Origin of the sequence: Arcticibacter tournemirensis (assembly GCF_006716645.1) — a bacterium.
Lineage (GTDB): Bacteria > Bacteroidota > Bacteroidia > Sphingobacteriales > Sphingobacteriaceae > Arcticibacter > Arcticibacter tournemirensis.
On the sequence record NZ_VFPL01000001.1, the window covers coordinates 723,663 to 743,489 of the forward strand.

The following is a 19,827-nucleotide window of genomic DNA, read 5'->3' on the forward strand; positions in this document are numbered from 1 at the left end:
GAATAAGATGGCAAAGATAGCATATAATATTTGTGTGGTTACTGTTACATATGGCGATCGGTGGGAGTTTTTAGAACAAGTGATCAAAGAGGTTTTAACACTAGATAGAGTAGCCAATCTTATTGTTGTTGATAATGCATCTGCTTACAATGTAGAGGCTAAGTGTAGGGAAATGAGGGATGCCAGAATTAAAGTTATTACCCAACAACAGAATAAAGGTTCAGCTGGCGGGTACAAAATTGGATTGGAATATTTTGAAAATCAAACCCAGGCAGATTTTGTGTGGCTCTTAGATGACGATAATCTTCCGAATGAGGATGCCTTAACGAAACTGATGGATGAATGGCATAGTATTTCAGGTGAGGAAGATACGATAGCCTTGTTTTCTTTGCGGACCGATCGAAAGCAACATATTAATATTGCCCGCGGCGTTGATTCCAGACGTTACTACCTTATTCCTAACGGATTCATGGGTTTTAATTTGTTTAGGATACCTTTAAATCAATTCCTGAAAATTAGAGACAAGTTTATTCGATTAAAGCCCTTTAAAAGGAAAGCTATAATGCCATATGTTCCTTACGGTGGATTGTTTTTTCATAAGAAAATGATTTCGAAAATTGGATATCCCAATGAACGCTTTTTTTTATACGCTGATGATTCTGAATATACTTACAGAATCACGGAGCGGGGCGGTACGATTTGGCTTATTCCGGGGAGTAAGATCACGGATATCGACAGATCAATTGGAACTAAATACAAGCATAGGTTTTGGAAGTCAATTTTTCTCGATTTATGGAGCTTCCGTACTTATTATCAGGTTAGGAACAGTGTATTCTTTTACTCAAGAATTACTGTAAGCAATAAAATTACTTACAATATAAATAAATGCCTGTACTTATATATACAATATCTTATAAGCCTTCTATCCTCAAAACAGGAAAACTATAAAAAACTCTTGAAAGCTGTTAATGATGGATTGTCTGGCAACTTAGGTTTGGCAGATCCTGAAGATCTTAAATCGTGAAACCGGTTTCTCCCTTTGGTTATCAGTTTGTAATAGGATGGCTGTATTCGCTATCGTTCTATACTTATTTCCAGATGAATCCGCCCAACCTAAAAAAACGCAGAACCTTATTTATCACAGTGAGTGATTCCTTTTCCAGCCTATCGCCAAGTTTTTGAAATTTGTTTTTCCTGACTGGATTCTGAAAAGACGGAGTGCCTGTCTTTTCGTCAAAAGGGGCAGATCTTGTTTTTTTCTCTACTACGACTATGCTATCGTAATAATGAATAGAATGAACTGAACGGGTGAACTCATTTATCTTGAGAGAGCGTTGCTCAGAGTGATAGGCGTTTAAGGAATCTATGAAGTTCTTACTATATTCTATGAACGTACCTCGTCTTTTATGTCCACCGCCATGACTTAACCAGTAAGAAGTATGAAGGTCCTCACATAAGTAAAGTCCATTTTCGCTGATGGCAGAGAAAAGTTCTTCGTAGCTAATAATCTGTTGTCTCATGGTATGGCCCCCGTCATCAATAAGAATATCTATTGGAGGTAACTGCTCTTTTACGGTCCTCAAGAACTTCCGGTCGGATTGCGAGCCTATAAATATTTTGATATTTTCTTCTTCTAATTCTTTACATTTTGGATTAATGTCAATGCCATATATTTTTGCATTGGGGCCAAAATAATTCTTCCACATCTGAAGGCTTCCTCCCTGAGAAACTCCAATTTCAAGAATTACTACTTCTTTGTCCTTAAATCTGTTAAAATGCTTCTCGTAAATGTCAAAGTAATGATTCCATTTATGAATTAACCGCTGATCGTTTTTCCTGAAATATTCTTCAATAGCATTCATTATAACCTATAAGCTTTTTTTTTTAGTAAATTAACTGTTAAAAAATAAATTATCAAAATAAGTAGATAACGCACACGGTGTAGCAGCATGGACAAGTATTATTTGGAATAATCAAACCATAAATCAGTTACATTAGTTAGATTTGGACCGTAAAGCAGACAAGATGTTGCTTCTATAAAAAGTGTAATTATTCAAAAATAACACATGCAGAATTTCGCCCCTATCGCGTTATTTGTTTACAACCGGCCCGATCATGCCAGACGGACGTTGGCCTCTCTTCAGAAAAACCTTCTTGCCGACGAGTCGCGACTATTTATATTTTCTGATGGAGCCAGACAGGGACAGGAAGAAAATGTAAGAGCAGTGCGTGAGCTTATTAGAAATGCAGAAGGCTTTAAATCTGTCGAAGTTATCGAACGGGAGCATAATTACGGTCTCGCTAATTCCGTTATTGATGGGGTTAGTCGTCTTACCCGTGAATATGGAAAGGTGATTGTCATTGAGGATGACGTCATCTCGTCACCATATATGCTGGAGTTTTTTAACGATGGATTGCAGCGGTACGAACGACAGGAAAAGGTCATGCATATTACGGCATTCATGTATCCAATCAAGACGAATGATCTTCCCGAGAGTTTTTTCCTTCGGATAGCCAGCAGTCAGGCCTGGGCTACGTGGGACAGGGCATGGAAGTATTTTGAGCCTGATATCGATAAGTTGATGAGCAGTTTTACTCCTCAAACAAAATTTCAGTTTGAAGTTGAAGGAGCTATGAATTTCTGGAAGCATTTAAGAGAGTTTAAAGCAGGGAAAAACAATTCATGGGCAATCAGATGGTATGCCTCCGTATTTTTACAGAACGGGTTATCACTGAACCCAGCGGTATCAATGATTGATAATATTGGTCATGACGGATCGGGAGTGCATTCAGGTGTTAGTACGATTTACAAGGGCAATATTAACAAAACCCGTGTTACCCAGTTTCCAGTTGAGTTGAAGGAGGATAAGAATGCTTTAATTGCAGTTAAAGACTTTTTGAAACATCGGAAAGGTTCATTAATGCGCCGGGGAGTTCGTTATATAAATAACATACTAGTGAGACTGCAAAAGGGAACTTTATTTCAAAAAACCTAAGAATCAATAAAAACAGCGTAAGGGGTGAGGATTGTTCATATTAATACATACGACGGAAATGGTGGAGCAGGCCGCGCCTGTCTTAGACTGAATCGGGCACTGAAAAAGGAGGGCGTTGATTCTACTGTTTGGGTTGGCTATAAGTTCAGCGCTAATCCTGATGTTCATTCTTTTTCTTCCAATGGCTTTTCAAAAGCCATAGCCGCTTTTAAGATTGTACTTGAACGGTTGGTCTCCTCCTTCGTATCTAAGCCGCTTAGGATCCCGTTCTCTGTTCCTTTATGGGGACAAAATATAACGGAGACGATTGCTCTTAAAAATGCCGATATTATACATATTCATTGGATCAATCATGCTTTTCTTAGCCCCAGATATCTCCGAAAACTGAGTAAACTGAATAAACCAATTGTCTGGACTTTTCATGATAGCAATGCGTTTACAGGAGGGTGCCATGTAAGATACGATTGTGATCACTTCGAGAATGAATGTGGGAATTGTCCGATTTTAAAGAATTCGCATCCTCGAGACCTGTCGCATAAAATATGGAAATCAAAAAGCAGGGCATACGAGTATTTAAACTTCGAAATAATTGCTCCCAGTAGTTGGATGGCTGGTTCTGTGAAAAGGAGTAAGCTTATGCGCGGCCGGTCAGTAAATATCATCCCAAATACCCTTGAAACAGACATTTTTAAACCTTATGATAAGGCTAAGGCAAGGAAGATGCTGGGTATTCCGGAAAGCAAGTTTATTATGCTAAGCGGCTTTATGCCATCCCGCAAAGATCTTCATAAGGGAACATCCTATCTGCTCGAAGCGTTGCAATTATTAAAAAGCGAGCAATTGATTGATGTTGAGTTAATTGTATTTGGAAATAGGGACGAAAGGAATATAGCTGAGTTTCCTGTGAAGACTACGTTCCTGGGGACTATATCAAATGACGAGAAACTGGCCATGTGTTACAGCGCGGCCGATGTTTTTATAACGCCTTCCCTTGAAGATAATCTTCCTTATACCGTTATGGAATGCTTGTCCTGTGCAACGCCAGTGGTTGCCTTCACTACCGGGGGAATTCCAGACATGGTCGACCATAAAGTTAATGGCTATCTGGCCAAGTATAAATCAGCAGACGATCTTGCACGCGGAATTGTCTGGGTATACAATCACACCGACAGAGAAGCATTAAACCAGAGTGGAAGAGCCGCAGTAAAACAAAAGTTTGATGAAAATACGATAGCACGTCATCATATTGAGTTGTATCGAAAAGTACTTAAAGAAAGTTCAGAGGTGAAATGAGACCTTGCTTAAGCATCATAACAGTAGTTTATAATAACGTGAAAGACATAGAACGCACGATGCTTTCTGTGTTGGAGCAAAGCTACCCCAATATACAATACATTGTTATAGACGGACTTTCTACCGATGGCACTTTAGAGATTATAAATCAATATAAAGACCGCATTGCAATGATCGTGTCCGAAAAAGATAACGGAATTTACGACGCAATGAATAAGGGTCTTGCACTGGCAACAGGTGATTACGTGCTGTTTATGAACTCGGGTGACGAGATCTATTCACCCGACACAGTTGAGAAAGTATTTGTTTCCTCTCCTGATGCCGATATTTATTACGGTGAGACAGAAATGTATGATGAGAATTGGGTAAGCTTAGGTCGCAGGCGACATAGATCGCCAGACAGACTTACTTTTAAGAGTTTCCGTTACGGAATGAGTGTAAGCCACCAGGCAATATACATCCGTCGCAGCATCACTTCTCCATATGATTTACAATATGCACTCAGCGCCGATATCGACTGGATACTAAGATCCTTAAAAAAGGCAAAGAGAATTGTGAATACAAACAGGTATGTTGCCAAATATATGGTAGGGGGCATGTCCAAAAAAAAGCATCGCCAGAGTCTTGTGGAGAGATTTAGGATATTTACAAAGCACTATGGCCTGTTGCCGAATCTATTCAATCATATTTTTATTGCTGCAAATCTTGCCCTGTATTACCTTAGACACGGAAGAACTAATGATTAGTTAAAAGTTGAAAGCAAAAAGTCATATTGTTGAAGGACTATAATTGGCATAAAGGACAAAAGAGGCTGTATCATAAATCATGGTGCAGCCTCTTTTTATTTTTAATATTTCAGGATTTTTACCATTGATTATTTGATTTAATAATCTGATTTTCATATATTTAGTGTATAATCAGATAAAAGATGGCGGTAAAGCAACCTGTTTTCAAGCCCTATAATCAGGCACAAATTCTGGTACTCCCACCAACCCTTGAAGAATTGATCCCTTTATGGCATCCGGTCCGGGTTGTAAATGAGGTCATTAACAAGCTCAATATAGAGCCGCTTTTAAAAGCTTATCACATTAGGGGAAGTTCAAGTTATCACCCTCAAATGCTGCTTAAAGTGGTGGTTTATGGGTACGTTACCAACCTTTATTCCAGCCGTAAACTGGCGGCAGCCTGTAAGGAAAGTATTTACTTCATGTGGTTAAGTTCGATGAGCTATCCCGATCATAATACGATCAACCGTTTCCGGGGTGTGCGCTTGAAACATGCCCTGCGCAGTGTGTTTGAAGAGGTGGTAAAGCTGTTGTCGGAAGAAGGGCTGCTGAGCATAGAGGAGATTAATACGGATGGAACGAAGATCGAAGCCAATGCCAACAAGTACACCTTCGTTTGGAAGAAGTCGATTCAGACCAATAAAGAGAAGATGAAAAAGCAACTGACTGAGATATGGCAGTATGCACAACAGGTAGCCTCGGAAGAAGACAAGATGCCTGAGCCGCCTGATTTTACGGAAATTAACAGCGAAAAAGTAAAAGCTGCCGTAGATCAGCTTAACGAAAAGCTGGCCGCAAAAGATAATGCAGATAAAAAGGTGAAGGCTAAACTGAAGTATATTACTAAACATTACCCGCAGAATATAGAAAAATATGAGCATCAGGAAGAGATCCTGGGCCAAAGGAACAGCTTTAGTAAAACCGATACGGATGCTACTTTCATGCGGATGAAAGAAGACCACATGAAAAATGGTCAGTTAAAACCCGCCTATAATGTTCAGATATCTACCTCCAACCAGTTCATTGTCAATTATACCATTCATTCCAATACAACAGACACCAATACGCTGAATGCTCATTTAACGCAGCATGAAGCCAGCTTTGGCAAAGCACCTGAAAAGCTCACCGCGGATGCCGGGTACGGATCTGAAGAAAACTACACGCTGCTGGAACAAAAGCAAACCATTGCCTTTGTAAAGTATGGGATGTTCGATAAAGAGCAAAATGAAAACTACAATAACAAACAGCCTTTTGCAGCAAGCAAGCTTTTCTATAACCAGGAGAAAGATTGTTACATCTGTCCGATGGGCCGGCAGATGAATTTCATCGGGACAAGTAGAAAACGAACAAGCACCGGTTTTGAGCAAACAGTAAAAAGATACCAGGCGGGCAATTGCGCTAACTGTCCGCTCAACGGTGCTTGTCATAAATCAAGCGCCAACAGGATCATTGAGGTCAATGTAAATCTGAACCGGCTTAAGCAAAAGGCACATGAACTGTTAAACAGTGAAGAAGGCCTACAGCGGCGAAAGAAACGATGCTTTGATGTGGAACCAACTTTCGGAAACATTAAACAGAACCATGGTTTCAAAAGGTTCATGCTTCGGGGTAAGGAAAAAGTGGAGATCGAATGGGGTTTGATTGCAATTGCACAAAACTTAAGGAAAAAAGCAGGGTGAAAAGCTGCTTTTTGACTGGTTTTCGACCCCGAAAAGCAAATTATCCACAGCTTGCCCAAATTCATCTTGCACTACCTTAATAGGCAACAAATACAGAGGCCGCATCATTTGAATTATGATACGGCCTCTTTTGTCCTTTATGCTATTGAGGTAATAAAACCGCTAAGATTTAACCTTTTGGCTTTTACCTTTCTTCTTTTTTTCCTGATAACCGGCAAAACCTAAGCCTCCTACCAGCAAAATAGAAGCTGCTAAGGAGATGTTTTCACCTACATAATAGGAGGCAGGCTCAAATTTAAATTCCAGCTTATGATTGCCACCTGGCAGCTGTGCCGCACGTAGAATGTAGTTAGCTCTGAAATGAGGAATCTCTTCACCATCTACATAGGCAGTCCAGCCTTTGTCATACCATACCTCTGCAAAAACAGCTATCATATCTTTGCCTGCAGAATACTCGTAAGTCAAGTGATCAGGATGGTAGTCCACCAATTTAATAGAAGCATTCAGATCCGGGGTGCCTGCTTTCGTGAGATCTATTAACGGTTTGAAACTTTCTTCAACTATTGCTTCCTTTTTCGGATCGAAACTGCTTATTCCGGTCATTTCCTCCTCCGCATTTTTTACGTATAGGACTTTTGAAACAAACCAGGCATTGCCGCAGGCTGTGCTCCTGTTCTGAATACGTTGCGATTCGCCTTTTTCATCCGCAGTAATAACATACTTTGTATTTAGCATGTCGAGTACATCCTCATTGATAGCGCCATTGAACTGTTTGTCTAGCACTTCCTGGAAACGTTTAAGTTTTGCAGCATGGTAGCCACCTACTGTTTTGTGAAAATACGAAGCTGTAGCGCTTGAGAAAGTATTTATAGTAAGGTCAAGCACCCGGTAATTAAGACTCGGATCCCTCAGTATCAATTCATCAACCTGACGAGGCTGAAAGGTTTGGTTAATGGTGCTTTCATCTACGAACTTTTCGTTGTTCAGATAGCGGCGGTCCACCGTCCACATGTCCACCAGGATAGCGGCTGCAAAGAGGATAAACGCAATCTGTTGATTGATTTTATTTTTAATCAGAGCCCACAGTAGTGCAGCTCCAATCAGCACAAACAATAACGACCTGAGGGCATCTGTCCTCGCCAGACTAGTTCGGTCATTAATCAAGGCATTGGCAATCGCGTTAGCGAAGCCCTGGTCGCCACCTGTTATCTGTGTCAGCTGCTGAATGAACTCTTCATGTGTAGGGGATTTGAAACTGAAAAGCAAGCCTGGTACAATGATCACGATTAGCAGTAAGCCGCCGGTAATAAAAGATGCATATTTTAACTTTTTGACAAGAACTTTAACATCCTGACGTCCGGAAACTATCTCCTGAATCGCAAGCACTGCGAGGATTGGAAACAGCAAGCCTGTAACAGCGAGTGTTGATTCTACAGCCCTGAACTTGTTATAGAAGGGAAAATAATTGAAGAACAGATCTGAGATATACGGAAAGTTCTTTCCAAACGATAAGAACATTGTCAGTAGAGTTGCCCCGAATATCCACCAGGCCAGGCGATCCTTCAAGATCAGTAACCCGAAAATGAAAAGGAAGAATACAATGGCTCCGAAATAGTATGGCCCGGAGGTAAAAGGCCGGTCACCCCAGTAAGTGGGCATTTGCTTGGCGAAGCCAATTGCCTGTTCGGCAGGAACGTTCCGTTGCAAGAGTGTTTTAGCCACTTCAGAATCCTCTCCAAATGCGCCTGATCCGCTAGCTCCGCCGTAAGCATTAGGTACCAGGAAAGTAATACATTCTCCTACACCCTGGCTCCACTGGTATGCATATTCACGGTCAAGACCATTAGACGGTTTGGCTGCTTCACTTTTCAGGTTAGATTTTCCTCTGATAGATTCTTGTCCGTACTCATAGGTTGTCCATAAGGTTCCTGCATTTACCGCTACACTAAGGACAATCGAAGCGGCCAGAAAGCCTACCGATTTTAAGAATCCTTTTGTTGTTTTAGTCTTAATAGCATGGTAAAGTTCGATTCCTGCGAGAATCAACAACACGAGGAACAGATAATACGTCATTTGTATGTGGTTCGACCTGATTTCCAGCGCAAGGAAAAGCGCCGCAATCGTCGCCCCCCAGACATGTTTCCCTCTGAATGTGAGTATAACACCAGCGATTACCGGTGCGAAAAATGCAATGGCGAGCGCTTTATTACTATGGCCGGCTTCTATAATAATGAAGTTATATGAAGAAAATGCAAAGGCAATAGCACCCGCAGCAGCTAGCCACGGATTTACCCGCAGTGCACAAAATAAAAGGTAGGCCCCCAATAAATACAAAAGGACGACATCTATCGGATTCGGGAATACGGTTTTGAAAAAGGTTATTACATAAGTCGTAATATTCTTGGGAAACTGCGCCCATATCTGATAAGCGGGCATTCCGCCGAACATAGAATTAGTCCATAATGGCGCTGTTCCGTCTTTGGCTTTAAAGTCCATTATCTCTTTCTGCATGGCTTTTGCCTGTAAAACATCACCCTGATAAAGTATCTTACCCTGAAGAGCCGGACTGAAATAGATAAAACACATTACTATGAAAAGCCCGATGATGGCCAGATGTACACCGTTACGTTTAAACCAGTTACTCATTATTCAAATTATTGAAGACCAAAAATAGAACTTTTTGGGGGATAGTGAACAGACAAAGAACATTAGTGTTGATCAATCAGGAAATTATAAAATAAAACTATACTGTTTCTCTTAATTCTTATTTATCTTTCTTCCCTCTTTAGATCTGTTTTTTACTATAATGATTCCTTTTGGGTCCTCTTCATATTTTTGCTGGCTAATCAGTTTTTGGGTTTTCTTTTCTCCTCTTTCTGCAGCAGCCCAGCTGTGTACCGGTAGCTTGGGCGACCCGATTGTTAACATCGATTTTGGCAGAGGAAGCACTTCAAGAGGGAACCCTCTTGCTGCTGGGATTACGAATTACCGATACTCTGGTACTAATGTGGATGACGGTTTTTACACCATAGTGAACAATACCTCGGGTATGAACCAAAACTGGTTTTCAACATATGATCATACGCCGGGAGACACTGACGGCTATATGATGCTGGTTAATGCCTCTTACGATCCCGGTACCTTTTATAGAGTGAGTATCGATGGGCTTTGTCCGGGTACCAAATATGAAGCTGCTGCGTGGGTCATGAATCTTCTGACGGGATACGACGGCTTGAAACCAAATATTACATTTTGGGTTGAAACCGCTGGCGGTGATCCTATTGGTCAGCCCTATACCACCGGGGAGATTCCTCAAAGCAGTACTCCGCAATGGCTTCAGTACGGATTTTTTTTTACTACTCCTGCTAATACTTCTGAAGTTGTATTGAATATACGGAATAACGGGCCGGGAGGATTGGGGAATGATCTTGTTCTGGACGACATTACATTCAGGCCGTGTGGGCCTAATGTAGTAGTAGCAACTTCATCAGGTAACACATTGACAAACTTTTGCGAAGGAGATGACGTCAATGTGGATTTAGTTGCATCGGTATCCGGCGAATTTTTGAATCCGCTTACACAGTGGCAGCGTTATGATGGTACTGCATGGAGGGATGTAACAGGCGAAGTAACGGATCGACTTCAGGTTTCATTTGCTGATGCACCGCCAGGTAACTATTTGTACCGTCTTACAGTAGGTGAGCCGGCTATGTTCGGCTCCGAGCGATGCCGGATTAATTCAAATGTTTTTACTATTGCTGTAAACCCTAAGCCAGTTCCTGCTGCACGGAATGATGGCCCCGTGTGCTATGGTGACAACCTGGCTTTAGCAGCACAGGGTGGAACGTTATATAGGTGGACCGGCCCCAATGGGTTTGTATCGTCCGAACAATCGCCTGTCATCAGAAATATTACAGCTGCCGCAGCCGGAGTATATCAAGTTACTGTTACTTCTGCTGCCGGATGTATCCAAACGGATCAAACAAGGGTGGAAGTCGTTCCACCGCCAGTAGCTAATGCAGGAGATGATGTCACAATTTGTATAGGTGGTAGTACTGCTTTGCACGCTAAAGGAGGAACATCGTATAAATGGGTACCATCTGTAGGATTGTCTGATGCCAACAGTTCGGATCCTATTGCTACACCCCTGCAAACTACTGCTTATACAGTTTCTGTGTCTAATGGGGCCTGCAGTGTTTCGGATGAAGTACTCGTTACCGTTTTGCAACCAGCGATAGCTAACGCAGGTTCTGATAAAGTAATAATCGAAGGCGATTCTGTGATGTTAGAAGGAGAGGTGACAGGTCCTGCCGGGCTCAGATACTATTGGACGCCATCAGACTATCTCGACGATCCTGCCTCTTTGCGTCCAAAAGCCAGTCCGCCATCTGACATGGTCTACACCCTTCATGCCGAATCAAATAATCAATGCACCAGCACCTCAGAGGAAGTTTTTGTAAAAGTGTTTAAGAAGCTTATTATTCCAAATACTTTTTCCCCCAATGGAGATGGGGTCAACGACGTCTGGAATATTGAAGCTCTTGCCTTTTATCCCCAATCTGATATAAAAGTGTATAACAGATACGGATCATTAGTTTTTTCGGAGACCGGTTATTTAAAACCATGGGATGGAAAACTAAACGGGCAGGATCTTCCGCCAGGAGTATATTATTATGTTATTTCACCGAAGCCTCGTCTTAAGCCTGAAGTTTACCGGGGTTGGGTAATCATTGCAAAATAATACCGCTGTTACTTTATCTCTTCAAAGTCGATAAAGTCACCCGCCTTATCTGCAGCCCTTGCTTCTTTATCTTTAGGGGGGATATAGTCGATGCTGATCTTTTCAGAAGCTCGGTTTGAGCTTCTGCTACTTTGGCGTTGCTGCCGGTATTGATTGTTAACCTGCTGTTGCGCTTTGTTAACCATCTTCTGAAACAGAAGAGGTAACAGTAGCCTGACAATCATTTTGATTAGCCACAGTATGCAGATCGTTATAAATAAAAATTTAAGTAATGCCATTCTTTATAAATACAAATATGACGATTAAACCTCTAAAATATTACATCTGTAAAGCAACATTTACATTTGTATGAAATAAAATACAGCTAACCTTCTTCAATTATTTCCGCTACACGTCCTATTTGACCATCCTCCAAACGTACTTTAATGCCCCTCGAATGAAAGGATGAACTAGTAAGCAAATCTTTAACGAAGCCCCTTGTTCGTTTCCCTGTCCGCTGGTCTTTTTTTAGAATGATCTCTACCTCAAGACCCGGATAAATATCTTTTCTGTTTTGTCCGTTCATTGTTTTAGCTTTAAGCAAAGATAGCAATCAGTAATTAGCAATCAGCCGTCAGCATTCAGCTGCTAAAGTTGATTTATTTTAAAAGTAAGCCACACTCTTGATACCTGATACTAATATCTTGATACTCTATACAACATGCAACCCACATCTCACAACTTCCTACCCCCGTCCTTCCATTTCCTTTTCCAGTGCAAACATCTCATCTCGAAGTTTCGCGGCTAAAAGAAAATCCAGATCTTTCGCCGCAGCAAGCATATCTTTTTTCGTTTTATCAATAGCCTTTTTCAGTTCCGGCTTACTCATATATTGAACGATCGGATCGGCAGCTACAGAATTCACTTCATCCGCACCCACATATACCTTCTGCACACCACCCTTAAAATCAACTACCGAGGTTTGTTCTATAATTGCTTCTTTTGATTTACCAACCGTGCGTGGAGTAATACCATGCTCTTCATTGTATTTTATCTGCTTTTCGCGTCTCCTGTTCGTTTCGTCAATGGTAATACGCATGCTATCAGTAATCTTGTCGGCATACATAATTACCTTTCCCCGGTCATTTCTTGCAGCACGTCCGATAGTCTGGATCAATGAGCGTTCCGAGCGCAGGAATCCCTCCTTATCCGCATCCAGGATTGCTACCAGAGACACTTCAGGAAGATCAAGTCCCTCTCTGAGAAGGTTGATCCCCACCAGAACGTCAAATTCACCTAGCCGTAAGCCCCTGAGAATTTCCACCCTTTCTAAAGTCTTAACTTCTGAGTGAATATATCGCACCCTGATGCCAAGCCGGTCCATATATTTAGTGAGCTCTTCAGCCATCCTTTTGGTAAGGGTAGTAACGAGTATACGGTCACCCAGCTTAACCGTCTGATCTACTTCCTCCAGAAGATCATCCACCTGGTTGATTACAGGCCTGATTTCTATAGTTGGATCAAGAAGCCCGGTAGGTCGGATCACCTGCTCCACGACTACACCTCCCGACTTTTCAAGCTCGAAATCGCCCGGAGTAGCACTCACATATATGGTTTGGGGGGCAAGTCTTTCAAACTCTTCAAAGTTAAGAGGACGGTTATCAAGCGCTGCCGGAAGCCTGAACCCGTAGTCCACCAGTGCCATTTTTCTCGAACGGTCACCGCCATACATCGCTCTGATCTGCGGAACCGTGGCGTGACTTTCATCAATTACCATGAGATAGTCATCAGGAAAGTAATCGAGCAGGCAAAAGGGACGCATCCCTGGTGTACGTCCGTCGAAGAAACGCGAGTAGTTTTCTATTCCGCTGCAGTAACCTAGTTCACGCATCATTTCCAGGTCGTAATTCACCCTTTCTTCAAGCCGTTTTGCTTCAAGAAATCGTTGTTCTCCGATCAATTGCTGCTTACGCGTTTCGAGCTCTTCCTGGATTGCCCATACCGATTTATTAAACCGGTCACGCGGAGTAACAAACAGATTTGCCGGATATACAACCATATGCGTCATTTTCTCGATCGTTTTGGCAGTTGACGGATCTATGATGCTTAGCTCTTCAATATCATCACCGAAAAAGCTTACCCTGTAAGCATAATCGAGGTAGGCCGGATAGATGTCTACTGTATCACCCTTAACCCTGAATGTCCCTCTTCTGAAATCGGCGGTCGTTCTCGAATAAAGAATTTCAACCAGGCGGTGAAGAAACGCATTCCTGCTAATTCGTGTTCCTACGGCAAAACGGAAAACCGAATTGTAAAAATCCTCCGGATTGCCCATGCCATAAATGCAGGAGATTGAAGAAACAACGATGACGTCTCTCCTTCCCGACATAAGCGACGATGTTGTCCGAAGTCGTAGTTTTTCTATCTCATCATTTATTTGAAGGTCCTTTTCAATATATGTATTCGTGGTAGCAATGTAAGCTTCCGGTTGGTAGTAATCGTAATAGGATACAAAGTAATTAACGGAATTTTCGGGAAAGAACTGCTTAAATTCGCCATAAAGCTGGGCCGCCAGGGTCTTATTATGACTTAAGATGAGCGTTGGCTTCTGGGTTTGTTGTATCACGTTGGCAATAGAAAATGTCTTCCCTGATCCCGTAACCCCCAGAAGTGTCTGATAATGATCCCCGTTCTGTACCCCTTCAACCAGCTGTCTGATTGCCTCAGGCTGATCACCCGTGGGTTGATAGTCAGATATTAATTTAAAATCCATGCAAGATCAAAGATAATGAAATATGCCGAACCCCCCGGTGTTCGGGTTGAACAGACTGGCGAATTACAGTGCAATTTCTGCAATCCCCTTTAGCTTAACAAAGCATTCACTAGCGCCATTAAAGCAAAACGCTGTTCTGGTATTTTAGTTTAGTTGAATATTCATTTAATGCCAGCGCAACATTTGCCGATTATATTACTTCTATAAGATAGAAATGCTTATTTTTATCATTATATGTTTGTTTTAAATAATACGCCCTCGATTGGAAATAATTTCCTGGCAGAATTACGGGATGCTCAGATACAGCAGGATAGTATGCGTTTTCGTAAAAATCTCGAACGCCTGGGGGAGATCTTTGCTTACGAAATCAGTAAAACTTTAGCGTATATAGATACAGAGTTTGAGACCCCTCTCGGTACGGCTCTCGTTTCAGTAGTGGAAGAACACCCGGTTCTTGCAACTATTCTTCGCGCCGGGCTGCCGCTTCATCAGGGTCTGCTTAATTACTTTGATAAAGCTGATTCTGCCTTTATTGCAGCGTACAGGCAGACAACTAAAGACGACGGCTTTGTTATTCAAAAGGAATATGTAACCAGCCCAGACTTAAACGGCAAGATTGTTATAGTGGCCGATACAATGCTCGCAACCGGAAGAAGCATAGTCTTAAGCTGTAAAGAGTTGCTCGATCAGTATAAGATCAAGCAGTTGCATATCGTATCTGTAATAGCCAGTACCGAAGGGGTGGCTTATGTAAAGGCAAACCTGCCAAAAGCTAGATTATGGCTGGGAGCCGTCGACGAGGAAATGACCACCAAGGCATATATTGTTCCAGGATTAGGCGACGCGGGCGATCTCGCTTTTGGAATAAAAGAGTGACATGAGGTATAAGCACATTTTTTTCGATTTAGACCATACGCTATGGGATTTTGATAAAAATGCGGAGGAAACACTGCAGGAGTTATATAAAACCTATGAGCTCGACGAATTAGGTGTTTCCTGTGCAGATACCTTCATTGACACCTATACAAAAAACAATCATGAACTATGGACTTCATATCATGAGGGAAAGATTTCGAAAGACCAGCTGAGGCAGACCCGTTTTAAAAAGACTTTCCTCGATCTTGGTGTGCCGCCTGAGATAATACCTACTCTTTTTGAAGATGACTATGTCCGTATCTGTCCGACGAAGACAAATCTTTTTCCCCACGTTCATGAGACCTTAAGCTATTTGGAAGAAAGGTACAGTCTGCATCTCATTTCAAATGGGTTTTTAGAATCTACCCAAATGAAGGTAGATCTCTGCGGATTGGAGAGATATTTTAAAACTGTAGTAATATCTGAGAATGTAGGCTTTAACAAGCCTGACAGGGCCATTTTTGATTTCGCATTGAAGGGTGCAGGAGCGCAAAAGGAGGAGAGCCTGATGGTTGGAGACAGCTTGGAAGCAGACATAAGGGGTGCGTTGAGCTATGGAATGAGTGCTATTTATTTTAACCCCGGCGGTAAACCAAAACCCGAAGATGTAGAAGTACAAGTAACACAGTTATACGAATTAATGAACTTGTTATGAATACCAGGTTGTGTGCCGAATCTATTCTAAGGGTTATTAATGATTACCAGGAGGCCCTTAAGGATTTTTCTGAAGAGGAATTTTGCAGAAAACCCGAAAACGGCAGATGGTCCTATGCTGAAATCTATTGCCATATTATTCAGGTCAACATGCGTTCACTTCTGGCTGTTGAGAGGTGTATTTACGGTAAGCAGCAACAGAAAAGAGATGTTGCACCCTTGATAAGCCGCCTTATCTTATATTTTGGCCAGCTTCCACCTGGTCGGATACGAATTCCAGCTAATATCAGTGCTATCGTGAAAGTTATAACTAAGGAAGAAGCAAAGAACGACCTTATTAAGTTTACAGGCAAGCTTAATGAGCTGATGCCTAAAATCTTAAAATGCTCACCCTACCAGCGAATACGACATCAGAGGCTGGGCATGCTGAACTGCAACGAGTGGATCCGCTTCATCGAAATATACAGCATCTATCACTTTAAGAGTCTGCAAAAAATGAAGGATTCAAAACGATGACATATAATTTTCAGCATTCGCTGCTTTTATCCTAATATTGCCGTTTAAAATCCCAGTTGAGGTATGATCAATCAGTTCCGCAGTTTAAATCCCGTTAACCTGATATTTCTGGTTGTAATAGCCATAATATTACGAACGGGCGTTTTACTAAGATTACCTGACTCATCCAGCTTTTCTCTTCTGGAATCCTATACTGGCTTACTCATAAATATCCCTGAAGATCTTTTTACGCCATTCAGCAGTGTTTTTTATGCAACTGTTGTTGTCCTGATACAGGCAATACTGCTTAACAGGATCGTTAATAACTATAATCTTTTAGGAAAACCTTCTTTTATGCCAGCGTTGCTGTATGTTACAGCCACCGCTCTTCTGGAGCCTTTCATCGTCCTTAATCCCGTTCTAATCGCCAATTTTCTGGTTCTGTGGATGATAGAAAAATTCATGAGCATTTACCGGCGGGAAAAAGTGCTTTCGGTATTATTTGATCTGGGAATGATAGTAGCTGCAGGGACGTTAATTTACTTTCCTTTTATCGCAATGCTTCCCTTGTTGTGGATATCCCTTATAATTTTCAGGCCGTTTAACTGGAGAGAGTGGGTCGCCGGACTTACGGGCTTCATCACGATCTGCTTTTTTGTTATGACGGTTTATTATCTAAACGGCTCCCTTAACGATTTTTTTAAAACAGTTCCACTGGTAAAAGCTTTTCATCCCGGTTTCCATGTAAACCCGTATGATTATATTGTGCTTATTCCTGTTCTGCTGATACTGGTATCATCTGCGTTTACAATATGGCATAAGTTTTACCGCAGCAATGTCCATGTACGTAAAGCTTATTTTATTCTTTTGTTCCTGTTGCTCTTTTCTATATTATCGTTCTCACTAAGCATCGAGTATGAAATTTACCACTTTCTTTTGGCAATACCGGCCCTCGCCATCTTTATGTCTCACTTCTTTTTAAATGCTACAAAACGTTGGTTTTACGAAAGCGTCTATCTGCTCCTGGCAGCGTTTATAATTTATTTTCAGTTTGTGTAAGTCGATAGTATCAAGACATAAGTATCAAGTATCAAGATATTAGTATCAGGTATCAAGACAAGTCTCAGAAAAAAGAATCAGGAAACAGGAGTTAAGAAGTTCGTTGTCAGTCGAAAGGATCCGGTCATCTATTAGCTGTATTACTTAAATGCCACTATGCGTCCTGTCTTGATACTTGATACTATATACTTGATACTACTATCACTCCTCTTCCTTAACCTTTTTTAACAAAATAAAAGATACAGGCAATCAAAATTTAGATAGTTTTGTATCATGAAGATCGCAGCTGCCGTTTTTACCAGATTGAAATATGATAAGGACAGCATTGAAGTTGCCGGGCAAATCTCATATCAGCAGGTTGTTAAGCTCTGGGATACAGACTATCCATGTATTTTTGAATCGATAAGAACCGTTCAGTGCTAATGGTGAATCTGGTTATAGACATAGGAAATACCTTTTCCAAAATCGCTCTGTTTGATAACCGGAAACTACAGGAGTTCGCGACTACAATAGATGTAACAGAACAAACGATATCAGCATGGTTTCAGAAATACGAGATTCATAATGCGATTGTTTCTTCTGTAAGGAATAGTGCGGTAGAACTTGAAACATATCTCAGCGCCAGGTGCAGGTACTTTCGTTTCGACGCCAGCGTTCAGGCGGGGATAGTGAATCACTATAAAACGCCCTTAACATTAGGTTTGGACAGATATGCAGCAGTGATTGGAGCGAGGGCCGTAATGCCACGAACTAATTGTCTGATAATTGATGCCGGTACTTGTGTCACATATGACTTTATTGATAGTGAAAGTAACTATTATGGCGGAAGTATATCACCGGGGATTGGCATGCGATTAAAGGCTATGCATACTTTTACCGGACGGCTTCCGTTAGTTGAGTTTAATGATGCTTTCGATTCAGAATATGGGCAGGATACAAAAAGCGCGCTGGTATCGGGAGTTAGTAACGGAATTATTTTTGAAGTAACAGGATTTATTAACAGTTTTTATAACAAGCATTCTAACCTCAAAGTACTTCTTTGCGGCGGAGATATGAATTTTTTTGACAGACGGTTGAAAAATAGCATCTTTGCCGGCATTGTAAAGACCGAACCCTATCTGGTTCTTATTGGTTTAAACGAAGTTATTCATCAGCATAATGAGTAGAATTTTAAAAAATATATTTTTCCTTTGGATTTTTGCCGGCTCTTTAAGTGCAGCGGCGCAAACCACTACAAGTTCCACATATTCGCAACTCGGACCGGGACTTCTAAACAGGTCTCTCCTTCCGCAGAGCAGAGCTATGGGAGGTATTTCTGCCGGTTTACGTAAACCAGGCGCTTACAATAATGTAAATTTGGCTAACCCGGCCTCGTATTCAGCTATTCAACTCACTACCTTTGATGCTGGTATTTCAGGAGAAATACTTGATCGTAGCAAAGGTGGTGTCTCAGAAGGCGATTTTACAGGATCGTTAAGTCATCTTGTATTTGGTATTCCCGTAACTAAAACGTCGGCTTTAAGTTTCGGTATCCTCCCCTACAGTAGTCTCGGTTACCAAACACGTGTTAGAGGAGCCCTGGATACAAGTATGGTAGATCACTTGTACAGCGGAGACGGAGGACTTTCTAAGGCATACTTTGGTTATGGCATTCAATTAGGAAAGCATTTCAGCATCGGTGCTAATGCTTCATACATATTTGGCAAACTCGAAAGAAGCAGTTCTCTGGAGTTCGTAAATGATTTCTCGGCTTTTAATACCAGGCAGCAAAGCAGCAGCAGCATAGGAGGCTTCAACTTTGATTATGGCCTCCAGTATACCGGTAATTTATCTAAGAACACGAGACTTGTACTGGGGTATGCGGGTACTGCTTCTTCAAAGCTTGATTTGGACGAAAGTAGTGTCTTCACCCGCTATATAAAAGGAGCCGGAGGAGAAGAAGAAGTCGCTGCCGATACTGCATATCAGTATAGTTCTGCTACAAAAACACTTAAGCTGCCCATTATGCATACGGTTGGGTTCACCGTAGAGAAAGTTAATAAATGGCTTTTGGGAGCCGATTTAAGATTAGGTCAATGGGATAATTATCGCGAAGGTAATGAGAATCCAGGTGAGATTCAGAATTCGTACGGTATATCCGTAGGAGGTCAGATAACACCCGATATTAATTCAGTAGGCAGCTATTTGAAGGTAATGGACTATCGCTTAGGTTTTGCCTACGATAAAACCAATATGAGGATCAATAATACGGATATTAAGCAGATGGCCGTAACTCTTGGTTTTGGATTCCCGCTTCAGGCCAGTCCTACCCGTACAACCTTTTATAAAATAAACGTCGCAGCGGAATTAGGGCAGCGCGGTACAGAATCTAACAACCTGGTCCGCGAACGCTACATTAATATCCATTTAGGGTTTACCCTTAATGATCAATGGTTCCGGAGATATAAATTTGATTAAG

Annotated in this window: 18 protein-coding genes; 13 read left to right on the top strand and 5 right to left on the bottom strand. The window is 41.5% G+C overall.

The window, feature by feature from the left end; translation table 11 throughout:
* The first annotated feature begins 7 nt into the window (after positions 1-7).
* The gene (locus BDE36_RS03140; RefSeq protein ID WP_141813695.1) at positions 8-1,024 is read left to right on the top strand and encodes a glycosyltransferase; all 1,017 of its coding nucleotides are present in this window, start codon (positions 8-10) and stop codon (positions 1,022-1,024) included.
* Positions 1,025-1,088: 64 nt separating this feature from the next.
* Here BDE36_RS03140 and BDE36_RS03145 read toward each other — a convergent pair whose 3' ends face one another.
* Positions 1,089-1,862, bottom strand: a complete 774-nt coding sequence (locus BDE36_RS03145; RefSeq protein ID WP_141813696.1) for a class I SAM-dependent methyltransferase — start codon at positions 1,860-1,862, stop codon at positions 1,089-1,091.
* Positions 1,863-2,066: 204 nt separating this feature from the next.
* On the opposite strand from BDE36_RS03145, the gene BDE36_RS03150 reads away from it, so the two are divergent.
* The 4 genes from BDE36_RS03150 (at position 2,067) to BDE36_RS03165 (ending at position 6,753) form a co-directional block, all read left to right on the top strand.
* Positions 2,067-2,996 carry a glycosyltransferase family 2 protein gene (locus BDE36_RS03150; protein WP_141813697.1) on the top strand — a complete coding sequence of 310 codons (930 nt, stop codon included), beginning with the start codon at positions 2,067-2,069 and terminating at the stop codon, positions 2,994-2,996.
* 24 nt (positions 2,997-3,020) lie between these two features.
* Positions 3,021-4,289 carry a glycosyltransferase family 4 protein gene (locus BDE36_RS03155; protein ID WP_141813698.1) on the top strand — a complete coding sequence of 423 codons (1,269 nt, stop codon included), beginning with the start codon at positions 3,021-3,023 and terminating at the stop codon, positions 4,287-4,289.
* The gene (locus BDE36_RS03160; protein WP_141813699.1) at positions 4,286-5,035 is read left to right on the top strand and encodes a glycosyltransferase family 2 protein; all 750 of its coding nucleotides are present in this window, start codon (positions 4,286-4,288) and stop codon (positions 5,033-5,035) included. The genes BDE36_RS03155 and BDE36_RS03160 overlap by 4 nt, the downstream gene beginning before the upstream one ends.
* Positions 5,036-5,217: 182 nt before the next feature.
* Positions 5,218-6,753 carry an IS1182 family transposase gene (locus BDE36_RS03165; RefSeq protein WP_141813269.1) on the top strand — a complete coding sequence of 512 codons (1,536 nt, stop codon included), beginning with the start codon at positions 5,218-5,220 and terminating at the stop codon, positions 6,751-6,753.
* Positions 6,754-6,915: 162 nt separating this feature from the next.
* On the opposite strand, the gene BDE36_RS03170 is transcribed toward BDE36_RS03165, so the two are convergent.
* A complete protein-coding gene (locus BDE36_RS03170) occupies positions 6,916-9,399 on the bottom strand; it encodes a YfhO family protein (protein WP_141813700.1) in 2,484 nt (827 codons plus the stop codon).
* A 160-nt stretch (positions 9,400-9,559) separates the two neighbouring features.
* On the opposite strand from BDE36_RS03170, the gene BDE36_RS03175 reads away from it, so the two are divergent.
* Positions 9,560-11,494 (top strand): T9SS type B sorting domain-containing protein, encoded by a 1,935-nt coding sequence (locus BDE36_RS03175; protein WP_141813701.1) that lies wholly within the window; start codon positions 9,560-9,562, stop codon positions 11,492-11,494.
* Between the two features lie 8 nt (positions 11,495-11,502).
* Here the strand turns inward: BDE36_RS03175 and BDE36_RS03180 are convergent, their stop codons facing one another.
* From BDE36_RS03180 to uvrB, 3 genes are all read right to left on the bottom strand, one after another.
* On the bottom strand, positions 11,503-11,772 hold the full coding sequence (locus tag BDE36_RS03180; RefSeq protein WP_128767860.1) for a DUF4834 family protein: 270 nt from the start codon (positions 11,770-11,772) through the stop codon (positions 11,503-11,505).
* Between the two features lie 86 nt (positions 11,773-11,858).
* Positions 11,859-12,059, bottom strand: coding sequence for a YwbE family protein (locus tag BDE36_RS03185; protein WP_141813702.1), 201 nt, complete (start codon positions 12,057-12,059; stop codon positions 11,859-11,861).
* 159 nt (positions 12,060-12,218) lie between these two features.
* Positions 12,219-14,246: an excinuclease ABC subunit UvrB gene (uvrB, locus tag BDE36_RS03190; protein ID WP_141813703.1), complete on the bottom strand. Its 2,028-nt coding sequence runs from the start codon at positions 14,244-14,246 to the stop codon at positions 12,219-12,221.
* Between the two features lie 234 nt (positions 14,247-14,480).
* Here uvrB and upp point away from each other — a divergent pair, with 234 nt between their 5' ends.
* From upp to bamG, 7 genes are all read left to right on the top strand, one after another.
* Positions 14,481-15,122, top strand: coding sequence for a uracil phosphoribosyltransferase (gene upp / locus BDE36_RS03195; protein WP_141813704.1), 642 nt, complete (start codon positions 14,481-14,483; stop codon positions 15,120-15,122).
* 1 nt (position 15,123) lies between these two features.
* Complete coding sequence (locus tag BDE36_RS03200) at positions 15,124-15,816, top strand: YjjG family noncanonical pyrimidine nucleotidase (protein ID WP_141813705.1); 693 nt, start codon at positions 15,124-15,126, stop codon at positions 15,814-15,816.
* Positions 15,813-16,331 carry a DinB family protein gene (locus BDE36_RS03205; RefSeq protein ID WP_141813706.1) on the top strand — a complete coding sequence of 173 codons (519 nt, stop codon included), beginning with the start codon at positions 15,813-15,815 and terminating at the stop codon, positions 16,329-16,331. Before BDE36_RS03200 ends, BDE36_RS03205 begins: the two co-directional genes overlap by 4 nt.
* 63 nt (positions 16,332-16,394) lie before the next feature.
* Complete coding sequence (locus tag BDE36_RS03210) at positions 16,395-17,369, top strand: DUF6427 family protein (protein WP_141813707.1); 975 nt, start codon at positions 16,395-16,397, stop codon at positions 17,367-17,369.
* A gap of 273 nt (positions 17,370-17,642) precedes the next feature.
* Positions 17,643-17,792, top strand: coding sequence for a hypothetical protein (locus BDE36_RS23530; RefSeq protein WP_161987524.1), 150 nt, complete (start codon positions 17,643-17,645; stop codon positions 17,790-17,792).
* Complete coding sequence (locus tag BDE36_RS03215; RefSeq protein WP_141813708.1) at positions 17,792-18,535, top strand: type III pantothenate kinase; 744 nt, start codon at positions 17,792-17,794, stop codon at positions 18,533-18,535. The genes BDE36_RS23530 and BDE36_RS03215 overlap by 1 nt, the downstream gene beginning before the upstream one ends.
* Positions 18,528-19,826, top strand: a complete 1,299-nt coding sequence (gene bamG, locus BDE36_RS03220; RefSeq protein WP_141813709.1) for a BamG family beta-barrel-assembly machinery protein — start codon at positions 18,528-18,530, stop codon at positions 19,824-19,826. The genes BDE36_RS03215 and bamG overlap by 8 nt, the downstream gene beginning before the upstream one ends.
* The last annotated feature ends 1 nt before the right edge of the window (position 19,827 follow it).